This window comes from Micromonospora sp. DT178, from assembly GCF_049841695.1.
Lineage (GTDB): Bacteria > Actinomycetota > Actinomycetes > Mycobacteriales > Micromonosporaceae > Micromonospora.
This window is the reverse complement of sequence record NZ_JBNCKV010000016.1, coordinates 117542-141128: the sequence shown is the minus strand read 5'-3', so window position 1 is coordinate 141128 and position 23587 is coordinate 117542. Positions and strand designations below refer to the sequence as shown.

Sequence of the window (23587 nt, the reverse complement as noted above, 5' to 3'; positions counted from 1 at the left end):
ATTGGCGGGGGTACGGATTCTCCCCCACCCGGCCGGACCGGCCCCGGTCGGCCCTGCCCCAGTCCGATGCACAGGACTCGCCTACGCCGCGCCGGTTTCCTCCCGTCGACCTCGGCCGGCGCCGATCCGCCGGCGGCTCAGGCGAGGTCGAGGCATCGGGCGGCGGCCAGGGGGTCGTTGGCGATGGTGGTGGGCACGGGCGCGGTGGAGATGGCCCACTCCGGGTCCTTCAGGCCGTGGCCGGTGACCGTGCAGACCACGGTCGAGCCGGCGGGGACCCGACCGGCGGCGGCCTGCTGGAGCAGGCCGGCCACGCTGGCCGCGCTGCCCAGCTCGACGAAGACCCCGACCTCGCGGGCCAGCAGCCGGTACGCGGCCAGGATCTCCCGGTCGGTGACGGCGGCGATCAGCCCGCCCGAGGAGTCCCGGGCGTCGAGCGCCCTCGTCCAGCTCGCCGGGTTGCCGATCCGGATGGCGGTGGCGATCGTGGACGGCTCGCGGACCACCTGCCCGGTGACGATCGGGGCGGCGCCCGCCGCCTGGAAGCCGTACATCTTCGGGGCCCGGGTGGCGTTGCCGTCCCGCTGCTCCTCCGAGTAGCCCATCCAGTAGGCGGAGACGTTGCCGGCGTTGCCGACCGGCAGGCAGTGGATGTCGGGGGCGTCGCCCAACGCCTCGACGATCTCGAACGCGGCCGTCTTCTGGCCGTGCAGCCGGTCGATGTTGACGGAGTTGACCAGGGCGACCGGGTAGTCCTGGGCGAGCTTGGCGGCCAGCGACAGGCAGTCGTCGAAGTTGCCGGTGACCTGGAGCAGCTTCGCCCCGTGCACGAGCGCCTGGGCCAGCTTGCCCAGCGCGATCTTGCCCTGCGGCACGAGCACCGCGCAGGTCAGGCCGGCGCGGGCCGCGTACGCCGCCGCGGAGGCGCTGGTGTTGCCGGTGGAGGCGCAGATGATCGCCTTGTTGCCGGCCTCGACCGCCTTGGAGACCGCGAGCGTCATGCCCCGGTCCTTGAACGAGCCGGTCGGGTTGGCGCCCTCCACCTTCAGGTGCACGTCGCAGCCGAGCCGGGCGGAGAGCACCGGCGCGGGCAGCAGCGGGGTGTTCCCCTCGTGCAGGGTCACGACCGGGGTGGCGTCGGTGACCGGCAGCCGGTCCCGGTACGCGTCGATCAGACCCCGCCACATGTCGTTCTCCCTCGCCTCTACCGCCCCGCCGAGTCGGGTACGCCTCCAGCCTGGACCAGTCTCGCCGCGTGCCCGCCGGCGCACCCGCAGTTAACCACCAGGCGAGACGCGGAGGCGCCCGCCCCGCCGGGGCCGCACCGCGGACCCGGCACCGCCCGACGCGTGCCGCGCAGCGGGCCCGGCACCGCCCGGCGCCTGACGCCGGCGGTCGCGGGCCGACCCGCTCCCGCGAGCGGACCGCTCAGAGCCCGCCCTCGACCCGCAGCACGCTCGCCACCGAGCGGACGATGTCCAGCCCGCGCAGCTCCCGCACGGTGGCGGCGAGCGCCGCGTCCGGCGCCACGTGGGTGACGATGACCAGGTCGGCGTCCTCGCCCCGGCCCGCCGGGCCGCCGCCCGCCGGGCCCTGCCGCACGGTGGCGATCGACACGTCGTGCCGGGCGAACACCCCGGCCACCGCCGCCAGCACACCCGGCCGGTCGGCCACGTCGAGGCTGATGTGGTAGCGGGTCAGCGCCTCCCCCATCGGCCGCACCGCCAGGTCGGCGTACGCGCTCTCGCTGGCCGACCGCACCCCGGCGAGCCGGTTGCGGGAGACCGCCACCACGTCGCCCAGCACGGCGCTGGCGGTGGGCGCGCCGCCCGCGCCCCGGCCGTAGAACATCAGCGGCCCGGCCGCCTCGGCCTCGACGAAGACCGCGTTGAACGCGTCGCCGACGCTGGCCAGCGGGTGGCCCAGCGGGATCATCGCCGGGTGCACCCGCACGCTGACCGTCTCCCGGCCGGCGGCGTCGGCGCCCCGGGCCGCGATGCAGAGCAGCTTGATGGTGCACCCCATCGCCTTGGCGCTGGCCACGTCGGCGGCGGTGACCTCGGTGATGCCCTCCCGGTGCACGTCGGCCGCGCCGACCCGGGTGTGGAACGCCAGCGAGGCGAGGATGGCCGCCTTGGCCGCCGCGTCGAAGCCCTCCACGTCGGCGGTGGGGTCGGCCTCGGCGTAGCCCAGCTCGGTGGCCTCCTCCAGCGCCTCCGCGAAGCCGGCGCCCGTGGCGTCCATGGCGGAGAGGATGAAGTTGGTCGTGCCGTTGACGATGCCGGTGACCCGGTTGATCCGGTCGCCGTGCAGCGACTCGCGCAGCGGACGCAGCAGCGGGATCGCCCCCGCCACGGACGCCTCGTAGTAGAGGTCGCCGCCGCCCTCGGCCGCCGCGTCGTGCAGGGCGGCGCCGTCCTCGGCGAGCAGCGCCTTGTTGGCCGTGACCACGCTCTTGCCGGCCCGCAGCGCCTCGACCAGCCAGCCCCGCGCCGGCTCGATGCCGCCGACCACCTCGACGACCACGTCCACGTCGTCGCGCTTGATCAGGCCGAGCGCGTCGGTGGTGAACAGGGTCGGGTCGACGGGCAGGTCGCCCCGGTCGCGGCCGAGACGGCGTACGGCGATGCCCGCGATCTCCAGCGGGGCGCCGATCCGGGCGGCGAGGTCGGCCGCCTGCTCGTGCAGCAGCCGGACCACCTCGCTACCGACCGTGCCGCAGCCGAGCAGTGCCAGGCGCACAGGTGACGTCATCCCACATCCAATGCCAGCAGGTCCTCTTCGGTCTCCCGCCGGACGATCAGGCGCGCCTGGCCGTCCCGCACCGCGACCACCGGGGGGCGGGGCACGTGGTTGTAGTTGCTGGCCATGCTCCGGCAGTAGGCGCCGGTGCCCGGCACCGCGACAAGATCTCCGGGCTGCACGTCGGCGGGCAGGAATTCATCCTTCACCACGATGTCCCCGGACTCACAGTGCTTTCCCACCACGCGGGCGAGCAGCGGCTCGGCGGCCGACGCCCGGGACGCCAGCGTCGCGGAGTAGGACGCGTCGTAGAGCGCGGTACGGATGTTGTCGCTCATCCCGCCGTCGACGCTCACGTACGTCCGGATCCCGTCGACGTCCTTGACCGTGCCGACCTCGTAGAGGGTGAACACGGCCGGTCCGACGATCGCCCGGCCCGGCTCGATCGACAGGTGCGGCACCGCCAGCCGCTCGGCGGCGCACTCGGCCTCGACGATCCGGCGCAGCCGCTTCGCCAGGTCCTGCGGGGCGGCCGGGTCGTCCTGGGTCGTGTACGCGATGCCGAAGCCGCCGCCGAGGTCCAGCTCGGGCAGCTCCACCCCGCGCGCGTCGCGGATCTGCGCCTGGAGGCCGAGCACCCGGCGGGCGGAGACCTCGAAGCCGCTGGCGTCGAAGATCTGCGAGCCGATGTGCGAGTGCAGGCCACGCAACTCCAGCACGCCCTCGTCGAGCACCCGGAAGGCCGCCTCCGCCGCCGCCCCGCCCGCAAGCGAGAAGCCGAACTTCTGGTCCTCGTGCGCGGTGGCGATGAACTCGTGGGTGTGCGCCTCGACGCCGACCGTGACCCGGATCATCACCCGGGGGCGGACGCCCCGCTCGCGGGCCAGCGCGGTGAGCCGGCCGATCTCGTCGAACGAGTCGAGGATGATCCGGCCGACGCCGGCGTCCAGCGCCCGGCTCAGCTCGGTCACCGACTTGTTGTTGCCGTGGAAGCCGATCCGCTCGGGCGGCATCCCGGCCGACAGCGCGGTGGCCAGCTCGCCCCCGGTGCACACGTCGAGGTGCAGGCCCTCCTCGGCGATCATCCGGACCACGGCGCGGCAGAGGAACGCCTTGCCGGCGTAGTAGACGTCGACGCCGTCGAAGGCGGTGCGGAAGTCCCGGGCGCGCGACCGCAGGTCGTCCTCGTCGAGGACGTACACCGGGGTGCCGAACTCGGCCGCGATGTCGCGGACGCCGAGGCCGGCCACGGCGAGCACGCCGTCGCCGCCGCGCGTGACGTTGCGCGGCCACAGCTGCGGCACCAGGGCGTTGACGTCGGCCGGCGGGCGCAACCACGCCGGCCCCCGGACGCCGATGTCACCGTGCAGCGCACCGGCCTCGTGAGCACGCATCTCAGCTGTCTCCGCTTCGCGACTGCGGGGCTCGCAGGCTCACACCTCGCGCTCGCACGGCGCTCACATCCTCTCCGGGGCCGAGACGCCCAGCAGGCGCAGGCCGTTGGCGATCACGGTGCGGGTGGCGTCGTTGAGCCAGAGCCGGGCCCGGTGCAGGTCGGTGGTCTCCTCGTCGCCGCGCGGCAGGATCCGGCACTCGTCGTAGAACCGGTGGTAGGCCCCGGACAGCTCCTCCAGGTAGCGGGCCACCCGGTGCGGGCCGCGCAGCTCCGCCGCCGTGGCGACCACGGCGGGGAACTCGGCGAGCGCCTTGAGCAGCTCGTTCTCCTTCTCGTGCCCGAGCAGCTCCGGCCGGAACGCCTCGGCGTCGCCCCGGGTCAGCCCCACCTCGGCCGCGTTGCGGCCCACGCTGGCCGTCCGGGCCGCCACGTACTGCACGTAGTAGACCGGGTTGTCGCGGGTGGCCCGGGTCCACAGCTCGACGTCGATGTCGATCGGGGAGTCGCTGGAGTAGCGGGCCAGCGCGTACCGGGAGGCGTCCACGCCGATGGCGTCGACCAGGTCCTCCAGGGTCACCACCGTGCCGGCCCGCTTGCTCATCCGGACCGGTGCGCCGTCGCGGACCAGGTTGACCATCTGGCCGATCAGGATCTCCAGGCTGCGCTCCGGGTCGTCGCCGAAGCAGGCGGCCATCGCCTTCATCCGGCCGATGTAGCCGTGGTGGTCGGCGCCCAGCATGATCACGACCCGCTCGAAGCCGCGCTCCCGCTTGTCCAGGTAGTAGGCGCAGTCGGCGGCGAAGTAGGTCCACTCGCCGTTGGACTTGCGCAGCACCCGGTCCTTGTCGTCGCCGAAGTCGGTGGTGCGCAGCCAGGTCGCGCCGTCGGACTCGAACACCCGGCCCTGCGCGCGCAGCCGCTCCAGGGCCAGGTCCAGCTCGCCCCGGTCGTGCAGGTCCTTCTCGTTGAAGTAGGTGTCGAACTCGACCCCGAAGCCGCGCAGCGAGGACTTGATCTCGGCGAACATGAGCTGCACGCCCTCGACCCGGAAGACCTCCTGGGCGGCGGCGTCGTCCAGCTCCAGCACGTCGGGACGGACACCCCGGACGGCCTCGGCGATCTCGGTGATGTACGCCCCGGCGTACCCGTCCTCGGGGGCGGGCTCGCCCTTCGCGGCGGCGAGCAGCGACCGGGCGAACCGGTCGATCTGGGAGCCCGCGTCGTTGAAGTAGTACTCCGTGCCGACCTCGGCGCCGGTGGCGCGCAGGAGCCGGCTCAGCGCGTCGCCGACGGCCGCCCAGCGGACGCCGCCGATGTGCACCGGGCCGGTCGGGTTCGCCGAGACGAACTCCAGGTTCATCTTCTGCCCGGCGAGCCGGTCGCTGCGCCCGTACGCCTCGCCCGCCTCGACGATCACCCGGGCGAGCTGCCCGGCGGCGGCCGCGTCGAGCCGGATGTTGAGGAAGCCCGGGCCGGCGATCTCCACCGACTTGACCCCCGGGGCCCGGCCGAGCTGCTCGGCGAGGGCCGTAGCCAGCTCGCGCGGCGGGACGCCCACCTTCTTGCTGAGCTGGAGGGCCAGCGTGGAGGCGTAGTCGCCGTGCTCGGGGCTGCGGGGTCGCTCGACCGCCGTCCGCTCCGGCAGGGCGGAGCGGTCGAGGCCACGCTCGGTGAAGACGGCGTGGGCTGCGGAGAGGACGACCTCGGCGAGTTCTGCGGGAGTCACCGATCCATGTTATCGGGGGTAGACTCGGCACCCGCGGCGGCGACCCAGTGTGTGAGACCGGCCCGCCGGATCCCCTGACCGACCGACCTGACGAGGCACGATGAGCATCAGCACACCGGGTGGCGGCCCCGAGCGGCGCCCGAACGTGGTCAGCACCGGCAAGAAGCCGGCGGCGGGCCGGCCGGCAGCAGGCGCCAAGGCCGGGTCCGGCGGCGCCAAGCCCGGGTCCACCGGCGCGAAGACCGGGTCCGGCAAGCCCACGGGCACCCGCCCCGGCGCGGGGGGCAAGGGCCGCAAGCCCATCGCCCCGGTGAAGGTGAGCCAGGGCCGCTCCTGGGGCCCGATCGCGCTCTTCGTCGCCGTGGGTGTGCTGGCCGTGGCGATCATCGGCTACGGCGCCTGGGCGACGTTCCAGGGCGCCAAGCCCTGGGAGGACCGGGCCGACGCGATCGACGGCATCGTCAACTACCGCGAGAAGGACAAGGACCTCGTGGCCGGCGGGAACCACAAGACGGGGCCCATCACCTACACGGTGCTGCCGCCCGTGGCCGGCCCGCACAACGCCGCCTGGCAGAACTGCATGGGCGACGTCTACCCGGCCCAGATCGCCAACGAGCACGCGGTGCACAGCCTGGAGCACGGCACGGTGTGGATCACCTACCGCCCCGACCTGCCCGCCGACCAGGTGACGAAGCTCGCGGACAAGGTGCGGGGCAAGGAGAAGCTGATGCTCAGCCCGTTCGAGGGGCTGGACAAGCCGATCTCGCTCCAGGCGTGGGGCTACCAGCTCAAGGTCGACAACGCCGACGACGGCCGGATCGACGAGTTCATCAAGACGCTGAAGGTCAACGCCTCGGTGGAGGGCCCGACCGCGCTGTGCAGCCAGGGCATCACCGCCACCGGCACCGCGCCGCGTGACGACGCCCAGCAGATGCCGCAGGGCTGAGGAGAGCGATGAGCATCCCGACCATGACCGAGACCAGCGAGCCGGCCAGCCCGGCTCCGGAGGAGCGGCGGTCGCCGGCCCGCTGGGGCACGGCCGCGCTGGCCCTGGCCGTCGTGGTCGGGCTGCTCCTCGGGTACGCGGGCGGCATGCTGACGCCCCGGCTCACCCGGCCGGGCGACGCCTCGCCCGAGGCGGGCTTCGCCCGGGACATGCTGACCCACCACGCGCAGGCGGTGGAGATGGGCCTGGTCGCCTTCGACAAGGGCAGCGACCCGGAGGTCCGCAGCATCGGTGGCGACATCGCCACCGCCCAGCAGGGCGAGATCGGCACCATGCACACGTGGTTGCGTTCGTGGGGGCTCGACCCGGCGGGCAGCAAGCCGTCGATGTCCTGGATGTCCGACGGCGCGGGCCTGGTCAGGAACGGGTTGATGCCGGGCATGGCCACTCCCGAGGAGATGGCGAAGCTGCACGCGGCGGAGGGCCGGGAGCTGGACGTCCTCTTCCTGCAACTGATGATCAAGCACCACCTGGGCGGCATCCACATGATCGACGGGATCCTCGAGGTCAGCGACGAGACCGACGTGGTCAGGACCGCGCAGACCATGAAGAACACCCAGCGCAACGACCTCACCAATCTCCAGAACGCGCTGAAGCGGCTGGGCGGCTGACCCCGCGCCACCGCACCGCTGTCCGTCGAGAGGTCCGCGTCGCCGCCGGTTCGCCCCGGCCGCCGCGGACCTCTCGCCGTTCCGCCCCGAGGCCGAAGCGGGCCGGATCGAGGCCGAATCGGCCCGGCCGTCGCGCCTTGCGCCATCCTCGGGCCGCTCTCCGTCCACGCAGCGCGCCGACACCCGACCGCTCGGCGTCCGGCCTGGCGGGCAGACAGCCCGATTGACCGGAACGCCCGATTCTGACGCTAAGAGAGTTTTCTCCACACATATCGTGACCAGTTGCGATTCGGGCTCGTTGCGCAGGACGTGGGGGTTGCACTGAGAGACGCACGGCGTTCGGTCACCAGCTGGTGCCGGCGCCACACCATCGGCGGTGACGGGGCGGTGGCAGCCGTCCGTCGCGGACAGCGGCAGGGCGAGCCGGGAACGCTCAGCCGCGAACAGGAGCTCGAACTCATCGACGTCCTGCGGGGCGTCTACCCCGACGAGCTGGGCCTGGACGAGGAGCTGTGGACGCGGCAGAGCCTGCACGCCCTCATCCAGCACCGCTTCGCGGCGCCCATGGACGCCGGGGCGGTCGGGGCGTACCTGCGGGCCTGGGGGTTGGGCCCACGGGAGCCCCGCGAACGGGCCTGCGGTCTCTGCGTCGGCGCGGTGGAGCGCTGGGTACGCAGCGAGTACCCGACCATCACCCGGGCGGCGCAGGAGCACCTCGCCGAGGTCTACTGGATCGGCCGCGTACGCCTGCGGGGCACGATGCCGGCGGCGGACGTCATCTCCGCCGTCTCCTCCCGCGGCCGCGTACGCTTCATGATCACCACCCCGTCGGTCGACCCGCCGCTCCCCCGCGACTTCGTGCTGCGGCTCAGCGGCGAGGAACAGCGGACCGTGCACCTGATCGTCGACGGCTCCTGGCCCCGCAACGAGTGGCCCCGGCGCCTGCCCCGCCGCATCGTGCTGCACCCGCTGCCCAGCTGCGGCCGCGCCGTCGCCGCCTGACCGCCCACAGCGCCGGCGCCCGCACCGTACGCCCGACATCGGGTGCGACGGCCCGCGCCGGGGCCGGCCCGCCCCGGCGCGACGGCCGAAGCGGCCGGCGGGCAACGACGAGTGGAACGCCATGGTCGCATCGGACGACGGGACACAACCGTGAGGTTCCACTGGTGCCGCCCGAGGGCGTCCGCCCTCCCCTTGGCGCGGCGTGCGGCGCAGGCGGCACCGGGCAGGGCGACACGAGGGCGGGCACCGGATACCGATTCGGCGTTCCGGGGAGGCGTTTGCTAGTCTTCTCGAGTCGCTGAGCCCCCGTAGCTCAGGGGATAGAGCACCGCCCTCCGGAGGCGGGGGCGCAGGTTCGAATCCTGCCGGGGGCACCACGATGAGCACGATCAAGGCCGCTGACCAGGGCAAGCCCAGGCAGCGGCCTTTGTCGTACGTTCGGCCACGTTCGGCTCTCAGCGGCCCGTGACGGGCGCCTGCACCCGATGCGTGCCGAAGTTGAACGCGGCCGTCGCCTGGCGTGGCTGAGCCGGATCATCAGGCGGGCGGCTGCGGAGCAGGTGCGGCGCATGCGGAAGCCATCGCAGCCACTGCACATCTGTTGGAGACTCCAGCCTCACTCGACAAGCTGGTCTTCCACGAAACGCATCCGCTTGACGATCTTCCCCTCCTTGCTTTTTTCATAACTGGAGTATTCTTTTTGCGGGTCTGCGTCCGACCAATCTACCGCCGCAATGAGATCGTTCTTGTGGTGCTCCATCCGATCCGTGCTCAGGTAGCCCTCGTCCGGCTGCCAGTCCCTCGGCAGGTCGTCGCTCTCCCGGTAGAAGTACATGTGGAAGAAGCGGGTCTTTCCCGCCGCCGCTCCGATTTCCCCCTCGACTGGGTGCTCCTTGCCGTACTTCTCGACCAGCTCCTTCAGTTCCGTCAGATCCTCGGGTGGGTTCAGGATCATGTAGTGCTTCCTGACGGTCACGTGGTCTTCGTCCTTCTTGCCGAAGACCTCCTCCGTGTTTTCGATCTCGAAGATCCTGGTCTCCCCCGAATCCTCATTTCTTGCGCATCCGACCAGGATCAACGGGACGAGAAGCACGCCGACAATCAAGGCCAGGGTCTTCGCATGGGCTCTGGTCACCAGATCCTCCTCAGAGCTGGACTGGCCGCAGCACGGGTGGCGGCGGGGCGGGCCCGCAGCGGCGCGGGCTCGCTGTGAACGCGAGGCGAGAGCAGCGCGATCATGAGCGGGAGACTACCTACTGGATCATGGCCGCCAGCAGAGGCCGCCGACCAGGTTGCCTGGTCGACGGCCTCGCCTGCGCTCCGGCCGCCGCCCGGTCGGGGCGGGCGGAAGGCGTCCGTCAGGTCCGAGGGGCGGTCGCGCGGGCCCAGCGCAGCAGCGCGGTGAAGGCCAGCGCGGCGGTCACCGCCCCGCCCACCAGGCGCACCCGGTGCCCGGCGACGAACTCGTCCGCGACCTGACGCAGGTACTCCGGGGAGTGCGTGCCGACCGGGTCGACGAACATGATCTCGTTGCGCGGCCAGAAGAAGAACACGGAGAACAGGAACTCGCAGGCGACGAAGACCACGGCCGCGCCGGCGACCCACCACCGCAGCCGGCGGTCGCGCCAGGTCAGCACCGCTGCCGCGAGACAGGCGAGCACGACTGTCGCGCCGAGCGGCGGGAAGTAGTCACTCGGGCCGCCCGCCACCAGGAACTCGCGGGCCCGGTCCAGGGACGCCGGCGGGTCCCCGAAGATGTTCGGGTAGAGCATCACGGTCTCGGCGGCGACGCCGCCGAACGACATCATCGCCGTCCACACCAGGGCGATGAGCACCGTCCAGGTCAGCCTGTCGCGGGTCATGGGTCCTCCTGCCGATCCAGTCGACGCCGTGCCGGCGCCGTCCGCTGGGGTCGTCGTCGACGCTAGGTCGGCCGCCGCCGCCCGTCTGCCGCCCGACGGCGCGAACGCGGGGTCGCCTCCGGACGTACGGCGGCACGGACCGGTCGCCCGCCCGCGCGGTCGGGCGTCGCTTCCCGACGTAGCCGAGGTGGCCGACGGGCATGGTCGAGGGGCGACCCACGGCAGTCGACGGAGGGCCGACAGGCGACAGGCCGACGGGTGGCCGGCGACAGGCGACGGAGGGGGCCGAAGGCGGTGGGCGTACGTCAGTCGGCGGCGCGGCGGGCGCGGGCCCGGCGCTTGCCCTCGTGCATGGCCTGCACGCGGGCGACCGGGATGGTGTGGCCCTCGGCGACCAGGTCCGCCGGGAGCGGCTGCGGCGCGGGCAGCCGCTCGGCCCAGGGGTCGTGCCCGACGACCAGCGCCGGGGCGGTGCGGATGGTGAAGTCCGCTGGGGTCACGTCGCCCAGGTCGGCCCAGTCGACCGGGAAGGAGACCGGCACGCCCGGCCGCAGCCGGGGGCTGTAGGTGGCCACCACGGTCGCCCCGCCGGCCCGGGTCGAGTCGACGAACACCTTGCCGCCCCGGTCCTCGCGGATGAAGGCGGTGGTGGCCAGCGCCGGATCCAGCCGTTCGGCGCGGGCCGCCACCGCCCGGGTCGCGGCGGCCATGTCCTCCACCGTCGCGCCCTGCGCCACCGGCACGAAGACGTGCACGCCCTTGGCCCCGCTGGTCTTGACCGCGCCGGCGAGCCCCGCGTCGGCGAGCGCCTGCCGGACCAGCCGCGCGGCGGCGACCGCCAGCGCGAAGGAGTCCCCCTCCGGCGGGTCGAGGTCCAGCACCAGGTGGGTGGGGCGGTGCAGGTCGTCGACCGTGGCCAGGGTGGGGTGGTACTCCACCGCGCGCTGGTTGGCGAACCAGAGCAGGGTGCGCCGGTCGTCGCAGAGCGCGTACGAGATCTCGCGGTGCGACGCCTCGGCCCAGACCGGGGTGCGGGCCACCCAGTCCGGGGTGTACTTCGGCAGGTTCTTCTGCATGAACGGCGGCTGCCCCGGCCGGACCCGGATCACCGACAGCGGCCGGCCCCGCAGCTGCGGCAGGATCCGCTCGTGCACCGCGTCGAGGTAGTCGACCAGGTCCCGCTTGGTCGCGTCGGCACCGTCGAACAACGGCTGGTCGAGGTTGGTCAGCGACACCCCGTCCCGGGTCTCGTCAGCGCCACTCATCCGACCACCTTCGCGGCCCGGGGGCCGGCGGTCAACCGGACGCGGCGGGGCGAACCGCGGCGAACGGATCGCCGCCGGCCCGGACCGCACCCGGGCGGTCTGGTCGTCGGCTACGCCGCCGCGCCCTCGCACGCCTACCGGCCGCCCTCGACGCACTGGCCCACGTCCTCACCGCCCTCTGACCCCTTTTGCGAGCGGAGGTGGTCAGGCCGTCGGGGCCCGCAGCGGGGGTGCGGGCCGGGCCGGGGCGGGTTCCGGGGCCGGGCGACGGCGCAGGGTGGCCAGGGCGAGCAGGAGGGCGGCCACGACGAGGGCGGCGGCCACGGCGAAGGCGGTCCGGTACCCGGCGGCGAGCGCGTCGGCCGCCGCCCACCCGGCGTCCCGCAGGCCGTCGGTGCGGCTGGCGGCCAGGGTCGCGAGTGTGGCCAGCCCGAGCGCGCCGCCGACCTGCTGGGTGGTGTTGACCAGCCCGGAGGCGAGCCCGGCGTCCGCCGGATCGGCGCCGGCCATCGCCAGGGTCGTCACCGCCGGCAGCGAGAGTCCACCGGCGGCGCCGAAGACGAGCATCGCGGGGAGCACGTCGGTCAGGTAGCCGCCGTCGACGGGGAGCCGGGCGAGCAACAGGAACCCGACCACGGCCAGCGCGAGCCCGGTGAGCAGCACCGGTCGGGCGCCGTACCGGGCGGTCAGCCGGCCGGCGAGACCGAGCGAGACCACCGCGATCACCACCGGCGTGGGCAGAAAGGCCAGCCCGGTGGCCGCGGCGTCGAGGCCGAGCACCAGCTGGAGTTCCAGCGCGAGCAGGAACTGGAAGCCGAAGAACGCGGCGACCATCAGGAACTGCACGACGTTGGCGGCGACCAGGTCGGGGGTACGCAGCACCCGTGGCGGCAGCAGCGGGGTCGCACTCGCCCGCTGCCGCAGCGCGAACGCCCCGAGCAGGGCCGCCGCGAGCCCGCCGGCGCCGAGCGTCCGGGCGGAGGCCCAGCCGTGTTCTCCGGTGCCCACGATCGCCAGCACGGCGAGCATCAGGCCGGCGGTGACCAGCACGGCGCCGAGCAGGTCCAGCCCGGCCCGCAGCCCGATGCCACGGTCGGCGTCGAGCAGGCGTACGGCGCCCAGCAGGATCCCCAGCCCGATCGGCAGGTTGATCCCGAAGATGGCGGGCCAACCGGCGAGGTCGGTGAGCAGGCCCCCGGCCAGCATGCCGATCGACGACCCGGCCGCGCCGGTGAAGCTGAAGACGGCGATGGCCCGGGCGCGCTCGCCCGGGGCGGGGAAGAGCCGGACGATCATGCCGAGGCTGACCGCCATGGTGAGGGCCCCGCCGGCGCCCTGGAGAAAGCGCGCCACCACGAGCACCGCCGGGCCGGTCGCGACTGCGCAGAGCAGCGAGGCGAGGGTGAACAGCGCGACGCCGGCCAGGAAGACCGCCCGGCGGCCGAGCAGGTCCCCTAGGCGTCCGCCGAGCAGCAGCAGCCCGCCGAAGGCGACGAGGTAGGCGTTGACCACCCAGGCCAGGCCGGTCGCGGTGAAACCGAGGTCCCGTTGGATGGCCGGCAGCGCCACCGCGACGACGCTGCCGTCCAGGATGATCATCAGGCTGCCGGCGCAGAGCAGGAGCAGCGCCGGCCAGCGGGAATCGACGGTACGGGTGGACATCGAGCGGCCCCCTAGGTGCACGGTTTGTTACCAGGGCCATCCTCTGTGACCATGAGGCGGAGCGTAAGGAGGCACTTTCATGTCCCAGGGGAACAGCGATGTGACCGTCGGGCGGGCGCCCCAGGCGTGCGGGGCGGTCGACGAGCCCTTCACCCCCGGCCAGGCCAAGGCGTGCACCGTCCGCGAGGTGCTCGACCGGGTGGGCGGCAAGTGGAGCATCGGCATCCTGGTGGCTGCCTCCCAGGGCCCGGTGCGCTTCACGGAGCTGGAGCGCTGCGTGGAGGGGATCAGCCGCCGGATGCTCACCCTGACCCTGCGCAATTTGGAACGCGACGGCCTGCTGCACCGGGAGGTCTATCCGACCGTCCCGCCGAAGGTGGAGTACACCGCCACCCCGATCGCGCTGGAGCTCTACGAGTCGCTGATCGCCCTGACCAGCTGGGCGGAACGGCACCGCAGCGCGATCGCCGACGCCCGGGCCACGTACGACCGGGCGCACGGCGCGGCCGACGAGGCGCTCCCGCACGCCCCGGAGGGGTAAACCTCGACGGCGTGTGGGGAACGCCACGCCCTCGATCTGACCGATCGGTCAGGGTCTGACCGATCGGTCAGGCATGCTGGTCCGGGGAGGTGGACCGGCATGGCGCGGATGGTTCCGGAGACGCACGACGAGATCCTTTCGGCGGCGGCCCGACGCTTCGCGACGACCGGCTACCGGGGCACCTCGTTGCAGGACATCGCCCGCGAGGTGGGCTGCTCCAAGGCGGCGGTGCTCTACCACTTCGCCAACAAGGAGGCCATCCTCACCGAGCTGATGGCCCCGGCGATCGACGTCCTCCAGGCGCTCGACGAGCGGATCTCCGCGCATCGCGGCGCGGACGCCCAGCGGGTCGCCGCCGAGGGCTTCGTCGACCTCGCGGTCCGCTTCCGTCGCGAGATCGCCCTGCTCCGGGGCGAGTTCCCGGAGCTGCTCAAGCAGCCCGCCTTCGCGCACATCCAGCGGATGTCCGAACGACTGGTCGACGCGCTCGCCGGACACCCGGCACGCCCGTCCGCCCGGATCGCGGCGCTGGTGCTGCTCGCCGGCATCTCCGAGACCTGCGGGGAGTTCGCCGACGTACCCGACGAGGAGCTGCGCGCCGCCCTGCTGGCACTCGCCCGGCGGGCACTGGAGCCCGTCGACTGATCCGTACCCAACCATCCACGACCGAGGACAAGGAACTCATGGCCACCCTGCTCTACCGGCTCGGCCGGGGCTCGATGCGCCGGCGGCGACTCGTCGCGGCGATCTGGCTCGTCGTACTCGTCGGTCTCGGCCTCGCCGCCGCGACCCTGCGCGGCCCGATAGCCGACAACTTCACCATGCCCGGCACCGAGTCGCAGCGCGCCCTGGACCTGCTCGCCGAGCAGTTCCCGGCGGCGAGCGGCGCGACCGGCACGATCGCGGTCAAGGCGCCGGCCGACGGCGCGCTCGCCGGCCCGCAGGGGCAGGCCGTGGTGAAGGAACTCACCCAGGAGGCCGCCACGCTGCCCGGCGTCGTCGGCGCCGTCGACCCGTTCCAGGTGGGGGCGGTCTCCCCGGACGGCCGGTACGCGCTGGTCCAGGTCCAGTTCGCCACCGGCGCCGACGAGGTGACCGACGCCCAGCGCGACGCGTACGAGAAGGTCGGCGAGCGGGCCGAGGCCCAGGGCTGGGAGGTCGCGCCCGGCGGCGAGGTGCTCAGCAGCGTGCCGGAGGTCGGCTCGACCGAGGCGATCGGTGTGGCGGTCGCCGCGATCGTCCTGGTGGTCACCTTCGGTTCGCTGGTGGCGGCCGGGATGACGATGCTCAACGCGCTGATCGGCGTGGGCGTCGGCATGGCGGGTCTGTTCGCGATCAGCAGCGTGGTCGACCTGAGCAGCACCGCGCCGATCCTCGCCCTGATGCTCGGCCTCGCGGTCGGCATCGACTACTCGCTCTTCATCACCTCCCGCTACCGGCAGAACCTGATGGAGGGGCTGCCACCGGACGAGGCGGTGGGCCGCGCGGTCGGCACCGCCGGCTCGGCCGTGGTCTTCGCCGGCGCCACCGTGGTCATCGCGCTGGCCGGGCTGGCCGTGGTGAACATCCCGTTCCTGACGGTGATGGGTCTGGCCGCCGCCGGCACGGTCACCGTCGCGGTGCTGGTCGCGATCACGCTCCAGCCGGCCCTGCTCGGCTTCGCCGGCCGCCGGGTGCTGCCCCGCAAGCTGCGCGCCACCGTGCCGGCCGGGGACCGGGCGGCCGACGCCGCCGACGCGGGCACCCCGCGGGCCGAGGACCGGTCGGGCTTCGGGTTCCGCTGGGCGCGCCTCGTCACCCGGTTCCGGGTGCCGGTCATCCTGGTCGGGCTGATCGGGCTGGGGCTGCTCGCGCTGCCCGCGCCCGACATGCGGCTGGCGCTGCCCGACGCGGGCACCGCGCCGGTCGGCTCGGCCGCCCGGGAGTCGAACGACGTGATCACCGAGGGCTTCGGGCCGGGCTTCACCGGCCGGCTCGCCGTGGTGGTCGCCGGGGACACCCCGGAGGCGACCTCGGCCGCCATCCCGCAGGTCACCGCGCTGGTCCAGCGCACCGAGAACGTCCTCGCGGTGGCCCCGCCGCAGCTCAGCCCGGACGGCCGCACCGCGCTGCTCGGGGTGGTGCCGAAGACCGGCCCGACCGAGGAGGCCACCGAGACCCTGGTCAACGACGTCCGCGCGGCGGTGGGTGAGTTCCGCGACGTCGACGTGCTGCTGACCGGGGCGACCGCGATCGGCATCGACGTCTCCGAGAAGCTCTCCGACGCCCTGCCGGTCTACCTGCTGCTGGTGGTGGGCCTCTCGGTGCTGCTGCTGATGCTGGTCTTCCGCTCGCTGCTGGTGCCGGTCAAGGCCGCGCTGGGCTTCCTGCTCACCGTCGCCGCCACCTTCGGCATCACCGTGGCGGTGTTCCAGCAGGGCCACCTCGCCGACCTGCTCGGCCTGGACACGCCCGGCCCGCTGGTCAGCTTCCTGCCGATCCTGCTGATCGGCATCCTGTTCGGCCTGGCGATGGACTACGAGGTCTTCCTGGTCTCCCGGATGCGGGAGGACTTCGTGCACGGCGACACCGCGCAGCAGGCGACCATCAACGGGATGGGGCACGGTGCCCGGGTGGTGACCGCCGCCGCGCTGATCATGATCTCGGTGTTCGGCGGCTTCGTCTTCCTCGACGACCCGGTCATCAAGTCGATGGGCTTCGCGCTCGCCATCGGCGTCGCCATCGACGCGTTCGTGGTCCGGATGACCATTGTGCCGGCCGTGATGTCGCTGCTCGGCAAGCGGGCCTGGTGGCTCCCCCGCTGGCTGGACAAGATCCTGCCCAATGTCGACATCGAGGGCGAGGGCCTGCGCGCCCACCTGGACGACAGGTCCCCCGCCCACACCTGACCCACCACCGCTCGGTCGATCATGCAGTCGTGGCGCCCCGCACAACCGGTGAAACCGGTCGGAACGGGCACCACGACTGCCTGATCAGCGGGATCGGAGCGGGGGCCGGGTCAGACGCCGGCCGGGTAGGTCTCCATCTCGCCCGGGGTGGTCAGGGCCGGCAGGGGGTGCAGGGCCGTCGTCTCGTCGCACCAGACGAAGGCGTCGTAGCGCTCCCCCAGCCGGGTCGGCACGTAGTTGCCCCACGACTCGAAGGACGGGTCGTAGACCACCCCGATCGCCCGGTGGTCGGCGGTCCCGGTGACCCAGCCGGGCTGGTCGTCGCCGCCGAAGACCAGCACGGCCCGCTCGGGCATCAGCTCGTGCAGCCGGTGCTCGACCGAGCCGGGGCGGGCCGGCGGCACCACCATCGCCTCCGCCGGCGAACCCCAGCGGGGCGCGGCGATCACCGTGCCCCGGTAGCCGCCGAAGCCGACCAGGACCACCTCGTCGGCGCCGTGCCGCTCGCGGGCCAGCTGGCCGATGTTGACCATCCCGTCGCCGGCCATGTCGGTGGCCCGGGCGTCGCCGATGTGCGTGTTGTGCGCCCAGACGACGCCCCGCGCGCCCGGGCCGTAGCGCTCCAGCAGCCGGTCCAGGGTGTCCGCCATGTGCGTGTCCCGGATGTTCCACGACTCCGGCCCGCCGCGCACCATCGACCGGTAGTAGCGCTCCGCGCCGGCCACCACCTCCGCGTTCTGCCAGGCCGAGAAGCTGTCCGGGCCGTCCCCGGCGGCCTGTTCGCGGGTACGCGCCAGCAGCCGCACGACCTCCTCCTCGCAGCGGGCGGAGACGAACCGGCTCGCCATCCCGTACTCCTCGACCCGCTTGCCGTACGGCTCGAAGCAGCGGTACGCGTCCTGCGCCGCCTCCAGCGATCCCGGGTCCTCCTCGCCGAGGTAGTCGAAGATCGCCTGCATGGACTCCCACAGGCTGTAGACGTCCAGGCCGTGGAAGCCGGCCCGGGCGTCCTGGGGCCGCTCCACGTTCCACGCCCGCAACCAGGAGCAGAAGCGGGCCACCTCGGCGTTCGCCCACATCCAGGTCGGCCAGCGCTCGAAGCGCTCCAGCGCGACGCGCGGGTCGGCGGCTCCGCCCGGTGCGGCGGTCACCGAGCGGTGCACCCGGTCGCAGTCGGGCCAGTCCCCCTCCACGGCCACGAAGGAGAACCCGCACTCGGCGATCAGCCGGCGGGTGAGCTGTTCGCGCAGCCGGTAGTAGTCGTAGTTGCCGTGCGTCGCCTCACCGATCATCACGATCCGGGCGTCCCGGACGCGCTCCAGCAACGGGTCGAAGTCGCTCGGCGCGCCGAGCCGCTGAACCAGCATGCCGGCGGCTACCCGGCGCGCCGCCGGGGCAAACCGCCGATCGTCGATCGGCGGGCGTGTGCCGGCGGGCTGAGCGGGTAGCCCGCCGGCATGACCGTCACCGGCGTGCAGTTGCAGGAGTACCTGGCCGGGCTCGACTACCCGGTCTCCCGGGAGGACCTCATCCGCTGGGGCCAGGAGAACGGGGTCAGCACGGCGACGCTCCAGACGCTCCGGGCCCTGCCGGCGGAGGAGTTCGACTCCCCCGCCGAGCTGAGCGAGGCCCTGAACACGCTGGCCTGACCCCTCAGCGGGCGTGCAGCAGCCGGAACAGCACCAGCCACTGCTCGGGCCAGACGTGCCCGACCGGGGTGGCCGGGTCGAGCCGGGTCGCCCGCAGCGCCGCCGCCAGCCGCGCCCGCGGGTGGTGCCGGGCCAGCGAGGCCGCGAGCGAGCCGCCGACCCCGTCGAAGCCGAGCTCCACCATCCGGCGGTACGCGGGCAGCGCCGACGCGGCCAGCAGCGGCTCCGGCCGCCGCTCGACGCGCAGGATGCCGGCGTCCACCCTCGGCACGGGGCGGAACGCGGTGCGGGGCACCCGCCCGGCGAGCCGCCAGCCGAACTCCGGCCAGGTCAGCACCGTCAGCCTGGTCCAGCGGCCGTAGTCGCCGCTGCGCCGGCGGGCGTACTCCGACTGGGTGAGCAGGGTGGCGGCGCGCAAACCGGGCGCGGCCAGGCACCACCGCACCACGGCCGAGGTCAGCGACCAGGGGATGTTGCCGACCACGTCGAACTCCTCCGGCGGCGGGGTGACGGTGAGGAAGTCGACCTGCCGGTGCGTCACGTTCGGCAGGGCCGCGCAGACCCTGGCCAGCTCGGCTCCGGCGGCCGGGTCCACCTCGTACGCCGTCAGGTGCCGGCAGCGGGCCGCGAGCGGCCGGGTGAGCTGGCCCCGGCCGGCGCCCACCTCCAGCAGGAGCCGGTCGGGCCCGGGGCGGGCGGCGTGCACCATCCGGGCGATGGCGGCCGGGTCGGCGAGGAAGTTCTGGGAGAGTACGCGACGGGACCGGTCACGTTCGGTTGCTCGGGTACGGCGAGGCGCCACGGGTCGTCGTCCTGTCTGTCGCCGGGCGGCGACGGAGCGGACAGGCAGCCGCGAGCGGGGCCTGTCCGAATGGTCCGGGGACTCGGACGGCCCTGTGCGGGACGCGGAACGCGGGATCGGCGGCGCACGGCGTGGCGCCACGCCGGGGCGGCTACCGGGGCGGCGCCGACGGGCGGCACTCAGCCCCGGGACGGCACCCGGAGGCGTGGCGGGGGCGGCGTCGCGCCCGGGGATGCCCGGGCGGGGCGCCGCGTGTGCGGTGCGGGGTCAGTCGCGGGTCGCGCCGGCCAGGGCCGGACGCCGGACTCGCAGGCGGGCCGCCAACAGCGACCCGAGGACGGCCGGCGTACCGACCCCCTCGATCAGAGCGTGCGCGGACATGCGGCGACCCTAGCCGCGCCCGTCCCCGGGAGGCGACCGCTTTTCCGCTTCCGCGGTGCGCCCTCAGCCCGGCAGGTCGACGGTGCGGCCCTCGGCGCGGGCGGTCTCGGCGGCGGCGAGCACGGCGACGACCTCGCGGCCGAAGCGCACGTCGCAGCGGTGGTCCCGGGTGCCCGAGCCGATCTCCTCCAGCAACTGGTCGATCGCCACCCCGAACGCGGTCGCCGAGTCGCCCTCGCCGGCCGGAACGCTCTCGACGCCGTTCTCGCCGTAGAAGACGAACTCCCGGCTCACCGCCTCCTGCGGGGCGTCCAGGGTCAGCGACACCGTGCTGGTCGCGCCGCCGTCGTGGCTGAGGAGCAGGTGGACGAGCCCACGCGGCCCGTCCATGGCGGCGACGCGGGTGACCCGGCCGAGCACCGGCAGGATGAGCGACAGCGCGTGCGGGCCGATGTCCCACAGCGCGCCGTGCTCCCGCCGCCAGGGCGAGGCCCCGTAGGGGCTGCCGGGCTGGAAGATGGAGCCGAACCGGATCGCCTTCGCGGTGTGCCACCCGCCGACGGCCGCCGTCGAGGCGAGGAAACCGGCGACGTCCGGCTGGTAGCGGCCGGTGAAGAACACCACCGAGGCGACGCCCGCCGCCTGCGCGGCGTCGACCACCCGGTCGGCGTCGGCGACGCTCAACGCGAGCGGCTTGTCCAGCAGCAGGTGCCGGCCGGCGGTGGCCGCGCGGACCGCGATGCCGGCCTGGACGTCCGGCGGGAGGGCCACGGCGACCGCGTCGCAGGCGTCGATCAGCGCGTCGGCGTCGTCGAACGCCGGCACCCCGTAGCGCTCGGCCAGGGCGGCGGCCTTGCGCGGGTCCCGGCCCCACACGCCGGCGAACGCGACCCCCGGGTGGGCGTGCAGCGCCGCAGCGTGCGTCTCCGCCGCCCAGTGACCGGTGCCGAACAACCCGAACCGCATTACGAGCACCTCCACCGTCGTCGTCACACCACGGTACCCGCGGCCACGAGCCGCGCCGGGCCCTGTGCCGGATGTCGCCGGCGCGTCCGTCCTTCCGGGACCGGCCGTCAGGGTCGCGGCTGGTTCGATGTCGCCCCTTCCCCGCCGGAATGCTGCCCGGCCGGCACGTGCCCGCTCACCCTCACCGCTGGTCGTCGCGGACGATCCGGCGGTGACCCGGTGCTCAGGCCCGCAGGGCGGCGGTCAACCGCTCCGCGGCGGCCTGGGCTCCGTCGGTGCTGATGGCGGCGGCGAACGCGCGGGCGCGGGCGGCGGTCTCGGGCCGCAACGCGGCGCTGAGAGCCGCGGTCAGCGACTCGACGGTCGGCACCGCGCCGGGGTGTGCGCCGCCGATGCCGAGCGCGGAGACGCGTCGCGCGAAGTAGTGCTGGTCGTAGACCTGCGGGATGACGACCTGCGGGGTCCCGGCCCGCGCGGCCGTGGTCGTGGTGCCCGAGCCGCCGTGGTGGACCACCGCGGCCACCTCCTTGAACAGCGCCTGCTGGTTCACCTCGCCGACGACCAGGCAGTCGGGCGCCCGGCCGGCCATCGAGAGGGGTGCCCAGCCCCGGGAGACGACCAGGCGGCAGCCGACCGCGCGCACCGCCTGGATGGCCGTCTCCAGCACGCCCGGGGGTGCGGCGACACTGCCGAATCCGACGTAGACGCACGGCTGGTCGCTGGCGTTCAGGAAGGTCGTCAGCTCGGCCGGCAGGGCCCGCTCGTCCGGCAGGAGCCAGGCGCCCGGTTGGTAGACGGCCGGGTCGGCGGTGTCCGGCCAGGGCGCCAGCGTCCGGTCGGCCGCCAGCCACGGCTGGTCGGTGTGGATGTGGTCGCTGACGTCGTCGACCGGGAGCAGTCCCATCGTCGCCCGGAGCGCGTTGAGCGGCGCGCCGAAGGTGTCGTTGACGTGCCGCTGGTTGGCGGCCCACAGCTCGCGGTTGTCGGCCGACGCGGGCGCGGGCACCTCCCCGAGGGCCGGCAGCGGTAGCGGAGGGTGGTGCGGTGAGGGAAGGGCCGCCGGGCAGAACGCCGTGAAGACGTACGGTATGCCGCGCCTCTCCGCCACGGTGCGGGCGGCGATCTGGAGGCCGGTCGACGCCACGATGGCGTCACAGTCCCGGGCCGCCTTCGACAGCACCTCGAACTGGATGCCGACGGAGGACTCGGCCAGCTGACGCACCTGTGCCGGCGAGGGGCGGGGCACGGCGGCCCGCGGCCTGGGCGCGGCCGACCTGCGCCAGGGCGGGCCGACGGGCACGAAGGGAATCTTGAAGGTGGCCACCCACCGGGCGAAGTCCGGTGGGGCGCAGAGGCGAACCTGCAGACCGAGAGCCTTCAACCGCGATGCCAGCGCCACCAGTGGTTGAACGTCGCCGCGCGACCCGAGGGTCGACAACAGTACGCGCATGATGCTCGCCTTTCCGTCTGTAGCGGCGGATCCGGGCGCGGTGGAGCGAGCCGGGACCCAGCACGTCGGGTCCGGCCGCACCGTCGATCTGCTAGCCCGTCGGAGGGCGACCCGGCGCCATTGCCGTGGGTCGCGCCCTGGTGGTCACCTGGCCGGGCACCCGGCGCGCGGCGCCGGTCACGGGCTGGCGGGCCCGTAGCGTCAACACGTCGCCGAGCCCCTCGACCGTGCGCAGCTCGGCCGCGTACTCGGCGGCCTGTGCCTGGCGCAGGTAGTCCAGCGTCTGCGGGTCGGCGGCGCACATCCCCGGCGTCGCGTCGGCGGTGGCGACCAGGTGGACCTCGCCGGCCAGCTGCACCGAGGCGGAGATGAACTGGCAGAGCTCCGGCCACAGCAGGTACCGCCAGAAGTCGACGCTGACCACCGCGTCCAGACTGCCCGCCGGCATGGGCGGGGCGACGCCGAGCAGGTGGAAGTTGGTCGGGCCGATGGGTGCGGAGTAGTCGAAGGTGAGCGCCGTGGCGGGCAGCCTCGCCTCGGCGCGGCCGGTGCCGATCCAGAGCGCCCTGGGTCCCCGCAACTTGCCCGCGAGGCGCGCGGCGGCGGGCCCGATGGCGCACGCCGACCGCTCGACGCACTCGTCGACGAGCGACCGGTAGTACAGGATCCGCCGGACCGCCTCGTATCCCATGACCGCGGTGAGGAACTCCCACTCCAGGCAGGGGTACAACCTGGCGGCCTGCTGGAAGTTGGCCTTCATCTCCATCCAGTTGCGGGTGATGTTCTTGTGGTGCGGCAGGTGGACGACCCGGGCCTCGTCGTCGTAGCCGAAGTTGACGCCGTCCGGCAGGCTCTGGTCCACGCGGTAGAACAGCTCGACGTCCTCCACGCCGTAGCTGAGACCGAACGCCTCGCGGTAGCCGCCGACCTTCGCGAAGAGCGAGGTGGAGAGCGAGATGTTGTGCGTGTAGGCGATCACCCAGCCGGCCCGGAGCCAGTCGCCGCCGTCGTCCGGGAGTCCCGTCGCGAACCGCAGGTCGCCACCGTGCGGGAAGCTACGCGCGATCGTGTCCGACTCCCCGGACAGCACGGCGGGGAGGTCCGCGAGGCCGATCTCGTCCCGCCGGCCGATCAGCACCGCCGCGTTGCCGGGCGTGCTGTGCCACGTCAGGTGCCTCTCCAGCAGGTCGGGCACGGCCCACGAGTCGGCGTCGAGGAAGACGAGCAGGGGTGCGGTGGCGTGCCGCGCCCCTTCGTTGCGGGCGACGGAGCGACCCTTGCGCCGGGGGAGTTCCACCACCCGCAGGCGGAGACCGGCGCCTTCGGCGAGAGCCTCGGCGTACCTGTCGGACGAACCACCGTCCCGGACCACGATCACTTCGAAGCGTTCCGGCGGCAGCGTCTGCCGGGCCAGCGCCCGGAGGGTCAGCGCGAGGCACTGCGGATCCTGGTATGTCGGCATCACCACGCTCAGCGCCGGGGGGATGGTGGGCAAGGACATGGGGATCCTCTCCGTCAGACGAACGTGCCGTCGGAGGTGGCGACGATGACGAGAGAATAACGTTCCGCAACGTTCTGCTTACCGGCGAGTAGGGGTCAATAGGGGTACCCCACTGTCCTCTGACGACATTCGTCGCC

General features: G+C 73.7%; 20 protein-coding genes and 1 tRNA gene. 8 read left to right on the top strand and 13 right to left on the bottom strand.

Annotation, left to right across the window (positions count from 1 at the left end; translation table 11 throughout):
* Positions 1–137: 137 nt before the first annotated feature.
* The 4 genes from thrC to argS all read right to left on the bottom strand — a co-directional run bounded on the left by thrC (position 138) and on the right by argS (position 5864).
* Positions 138–1187 carry a threonine synthase gene (thrC, locus tag ACLQ22_RS25205; RefSeq protein ID WP_416606102.1) on the bottom strand — a complete coding sequence of 350 codons (1050 nt, stop codon included), beginning with the start codon at positions 1185–1187 and terminating at the stop codon, positions 138–140.
* A 241-nt stretch (positions 1188–1428) separates the two neighbouring features.
* Entirely contained in the window at positions 1429–2742 is a 1314-nt protein-coding gene (locus ACLQ22_RS25200) for a homoserine dehydrogenase (RefSeq protein WP_425694525.1), read from the bottom strand.
* An 8-nt stretch (positions 2743–2750) separates the two neighbouring features.
* Positions 2751–4136 carry a diaminopimelate decarboxylase gene (gene lysA / locus ACLQ22_RS25195; protein WP_425694487.1) on the bottom strand — a complete coding sequence of 462 codons (1386 nt, stop codon included), beginning with the start codon at positions 4134–4136 and terminating at the stop codon, positions 2751–2753.
* Positions 4137–4199: 63 nt separating this feature from the next.
* Positions 4200–5864, bottom strand: a complete 1665-nt coding sequence (gene argS, locus ACLQ22_RS25190) for an arginine--tRNA ligase (protein ID WP_425694486.1) — start codon at positions 5862–5864, stop codon at positions 4200–4202.
* A gap of 100 nt (positions 5865–5964) precedes the next feature.
* On the opposite strand from argS, the gene ACLQ22_RS25185 reads away from it, so the two are divergent.
* From ACLQ22_RS25185 to ACLQ22_RS25170, 4 genes are all read left to right on the top strand, one after another.
* Entirely contained in the window at positions 5965–6810 is an 846-nt protein-coding gene (locus tag ACLQ22_RS25185) for a DUF3105 domain-containing protein (RefSeq protein WP_425694485.1), read from the top strand.
* A gap of 8 nt (positions 6811–6818) precedes the next feature.
* The gene (locus ACLQ22_RS25180) at positions 6819–7481 is read left to right on the top strand and encodes a DUF305 domain-containing protein (protein WP_425694484.1); all 663 of its coding nucleotides are present in this window, start codon (positions 6819–6821) and stop codon (positions 7479–7481) included.
* Positions 7482–7790: 309 nt separating this feature from the next.
* Complete coding sequence (locus tag ACLQ22_RS25175) at positions 7791–8483, top strand: winged helix-turn-helix domain-containing protein (RefSeq protein WP_366640276.1); 693 nt, start codon at positions 7791–7793, stop codon at positions 8481–8483.
* A gap of 302 nt (positions 8484–8785) precedes the next feature.
* Positions 8786–8860 (top strand) — tRNA-Arg (locus ACLQ22_RS25170).
* 239 nt (positions 8861–9099) lie between these two features.
* Here the strand turns inward: ACLQ22_RS25170 and ACLQ22_RS25165 are convergent.
* The 4 genes from ACLQ22_RS25165 to ACLQ22_RS25150 form a co-directional block, all read right to left on the bottom strand.
* Positions 9100–9618, bottom strand: a complete 519-nt coding sequence (locus ACLQ22_RS25165) for a hypothetical protein (protein ID WP_425694483.1) — start codon at positions 9616–9618, stop codon at positions 9100–9102.
* 223 nt (positions 9619–9841) lie between these two features.
* Positions 9842–10345 carry an anthrone oxygenase family protein gene (locus ACLQ22_RS25160; protein WP_425694482.1) on the bottom strand — a complete coding sequence of 168 codons (504 nt, stop codon included), beginning with the start codon at positions 10343–10345 and terminating at the stop codon, positions 9842–9844.
* Between the two features lie 305 nt (positions 10346–10650).
* Positions 10651–11610: a non-homologous end-joining DNA ligase gene (gene ligD, locus ACLQ22_RS25155; protein WP_425694481.1), complete on the bottom strand. Its 960-nt coding sequence runs from the start codon at positions 11608–11610 to the stop codon at positions 10651–10653.
* A gap of 204 nt (positions 11611–11814) precedes the next feature.
* The gene (locus ACLQ22_RS25150) at positions 11815–13272 is read right to left on the bottom strand and encodes an MFS transporter (protein ID WP_425694480.1); all 1458 of its coding nucleotides are present in this window, start codon (positions 13270–13272) and stop codon (positions 11815–11817) included.
* A 79-nt stretch (positions 13273–13351) separates the two neighbouring features.
* Between ACLQ22_RS25150 and ACLQ22_RS25145 the strand changes: the two genes are divergently transcribed.
* The 3 genes from ACLQ22_RS25145 to ACLQ22_RS25135 all read left to right on the top strand — a co-directional run bounded on the left by ACLQ22_RS25145 (position 13352) and on the right by ACLQ22_RS25135 (position 16701).
* Complete coding sequence (locus ACLQ22_RS25145; protein WP_425694479.1) at positions 13352–13813, top strand: winged helix-turn-helix transcriptional regulator; 462 nt, start codon at positions 13352–13354, stop codon at positions 13811–13813.
* Positions 13814–13912: 99 nt separating this feature from the next.
* Complete coding sequence (locus tag ACLQ22_RS25140; protein ID WP_425694478.1) at positions 13913–14458, top strand: TetR/AcrR family transcriptional regulator; 546 nt, start codon at positions 13913–13915, stop codon at positions 14456–14458.
* A 38-nt stretch (positions 14459–14496) separates the two neighbouring features.
* Positions 14497–16701, top strand: coding sequence for an MMPL family transporter (locus ACLQ22_RS25135; protein WP_425694477.1), 2205 nt, complete (start codon positions 14497–14499; stop codon positions 16699–16701).
* A gap of 110 nt (positions 16702–16811) precedes the next feature.
* Here the strand turns inward: ACLQ22_RS25135 and ACLQ22_RS25130 are convergent, their stop codons facing one another.
* Entirely contained in the window at positions 16812–18068 is a 1257-nt protein-coding gene (locus tag ACLQ22_RS25130) for an erythromycin esterase family protein (RefSeq protein ID WP_425694476.1), read from the bottom strand.
* 90 nt (positions 18069–18158) lie between these two features.
* Between ACLQ22_RS25130 and ACLQ22_RS25125 the strand changes: the two genes are divergently transcribed.
* Positions 18159–18350 (top strand): DUF2795 domain-containing protein, encoded by a 192-nt coding sequence (locus ACLQ22_RS25125; protein ID WP_121399625.1) that lies wholly within the window; start codon positions 18159–18161, stop codon positions 18348–18350.
* 4 nt (positions 18351–18354) lie between these two features.
* Here ACLQ22_RS25125 and erm read toward each other — a convergent pair whose 3' ends face one another.
* From erm to ACLQ22_RS25105, 4 genes are all read right to left on the bottom strand, one after another.
* On the bottom strand, positions 18355–19152 hold the full coding sequence (erm, locus tag ACLQ22_RS25120) for an ErmE/ErmH/ErmO/ErmR family 23S rRNA (adenine(2058)-N(6))-methyltransferase (RefSeq protein ID WP_425694475.1): 798 nt from the start codon (positions 19150–19152) through the stop codon (positions 18355–18357).
* A 444-nt stretch (positions 19153–19596) separates the two neighbouring features.
* The gene (locus tag ACLQ22_RS25115; RefSeq protein ID WP_425694474.1) at positions 19597–20499 is read right to left on the bottom strand and encodes a Gfo/Idh/MocA family protein; all 903 of its coding nucleotides are present in this window, start codon (positions 20497–20499) and stop codon (positions 19597–19599) included.
* A 223-nt stretch (positions 20500–20722) separates the two neighbouring features.
* Positions 20723–21949 carry a glycosyltransferase gene (locus tag ACLQ22_RS25110; RefSeq protein ID WP_425694473.1) on the bottom strand — a complete coding sequence of 409 codons (1227 nt, stop codon included), beginning with the start codon at positions 21947–21949 and terminating at the stop codon, positions 20723–20725.
* A 91-nt stretch (positions 21950–22040) separates the two neighbouring features.
* Entirely contained in the window at positions 22041–23450 is a 1410-nt protein-coding gene (locus ACLQ22_RS25105) for a glycosyltransferase family 2 protein (RefSeq protein ID WP_425694472.1), read from the bottom strand.
* Positions 23451–23587 lie beyond the last annotated feature (137 nt).

Coding starts and splice junctions, on each gene's coding strand:
- thrC (WP_416606102.1), bottom strand. CDS start 1,187: ATGTGGCGGGGTCTGATCGACGCGTACCGGGACCGGCTGCCGGTCACC.
- lysA (WP_425694487.1), bottom strand. CDS start 4,136: ATGCGTGCTCACGAGGCCGGTGCGCTGCACGGTGACATCGGCGTCCGG.
- ACLQ22_RS25185 (WP_425694485.1), top strand. CDS start 5,965: ATGAGCATCAGCACACCGGGTGGCGGCCCCGAGCGGCGCCCGAACGTG.
- ACLQ22_RS25180 (WP_425694484.1), top strand. CDS start 6,819: ATGAGCATCCCGACCATGACCGAGACCAGCGAGCCGGCCAGCCCGGCT.
- ACLQ22_RS25160 (WP_425694482.1), bottom strand. CDS start 10,345: ATGACCCGCGACAGGCTGACCTGGACGGTGCTCATCGCCCTGGTGTGG.
- ligD (WP_425694481.1), bottom strand. CDS start 11,610: ATGAGTGGCGCTGACGAGACCCGGGACGGGGTGTCGCTGACCAACCTC.
- ACLQ22_RS25150 (WP_425694480.1), bottom strand. CDS start 13,272: ATGTCCACCCGTACCGTCGATTCCCGCTGGCCGGCGCTGCTCCTGCTC.
- ACLQ22_RS25145 (WP_425694479.1), top strand. CDS start 13,352: ATGTCCCAGGGGAACAGCGATGTGACCGTCGGGCGGGCGCCCCAGGCG.
- ACLQ22_RS25140 (WP_425694478.1), top strand. CDS start 13,913: ATGGCGCGGATGGTTCCGGAGACGCACGACGAGATCCTTTCGGCGGCG.
- ACLQ22_RS25135 (WP_425694477.1), top strand. CDS start 14,497: ATGGCCACCCTGCTCTACCGGCTCGGCCGGGGCTCGATGCGCCGGCGG.
- ACLQ22_RS25130 (WP_425694476.1), bottom strand. CDS start 18,068: ATGCTGGTTCAGCGGCTCGGCGCGCCGAGCGACTTCGACCCGTTGCTG.
- ACLQ22_RS25125 (WP_121399625.1), top strand. CDS start 18,159: ATGACCGTCACCGGCGTGCAGTTGCAGGAGTACCTGGCCGGGCTCGAC.
- ACLQ22_RS25115 (WP_425694474.1), bottom strand. CDS start 20,499: ATGCGGTTCGGGTTGTTCGGCACCGGTCACTGGGCGGCGGAGACGCAC.
- ACLQ22_RS25110 (WP_425694473.1), bottom strand. CDS start 21,949: ATGCGCGTACTGTTGTCGACCCTCGGGTCGCGCGGCGACGTTCAACCA.
- ACLQ22_RS25105 (WP_425694472.1), bottom strand. CDS start 23,450: ATGTCCTTGCCCACCATCCCCCCGGCGCTGAGCGTGGTGATGCCGACA.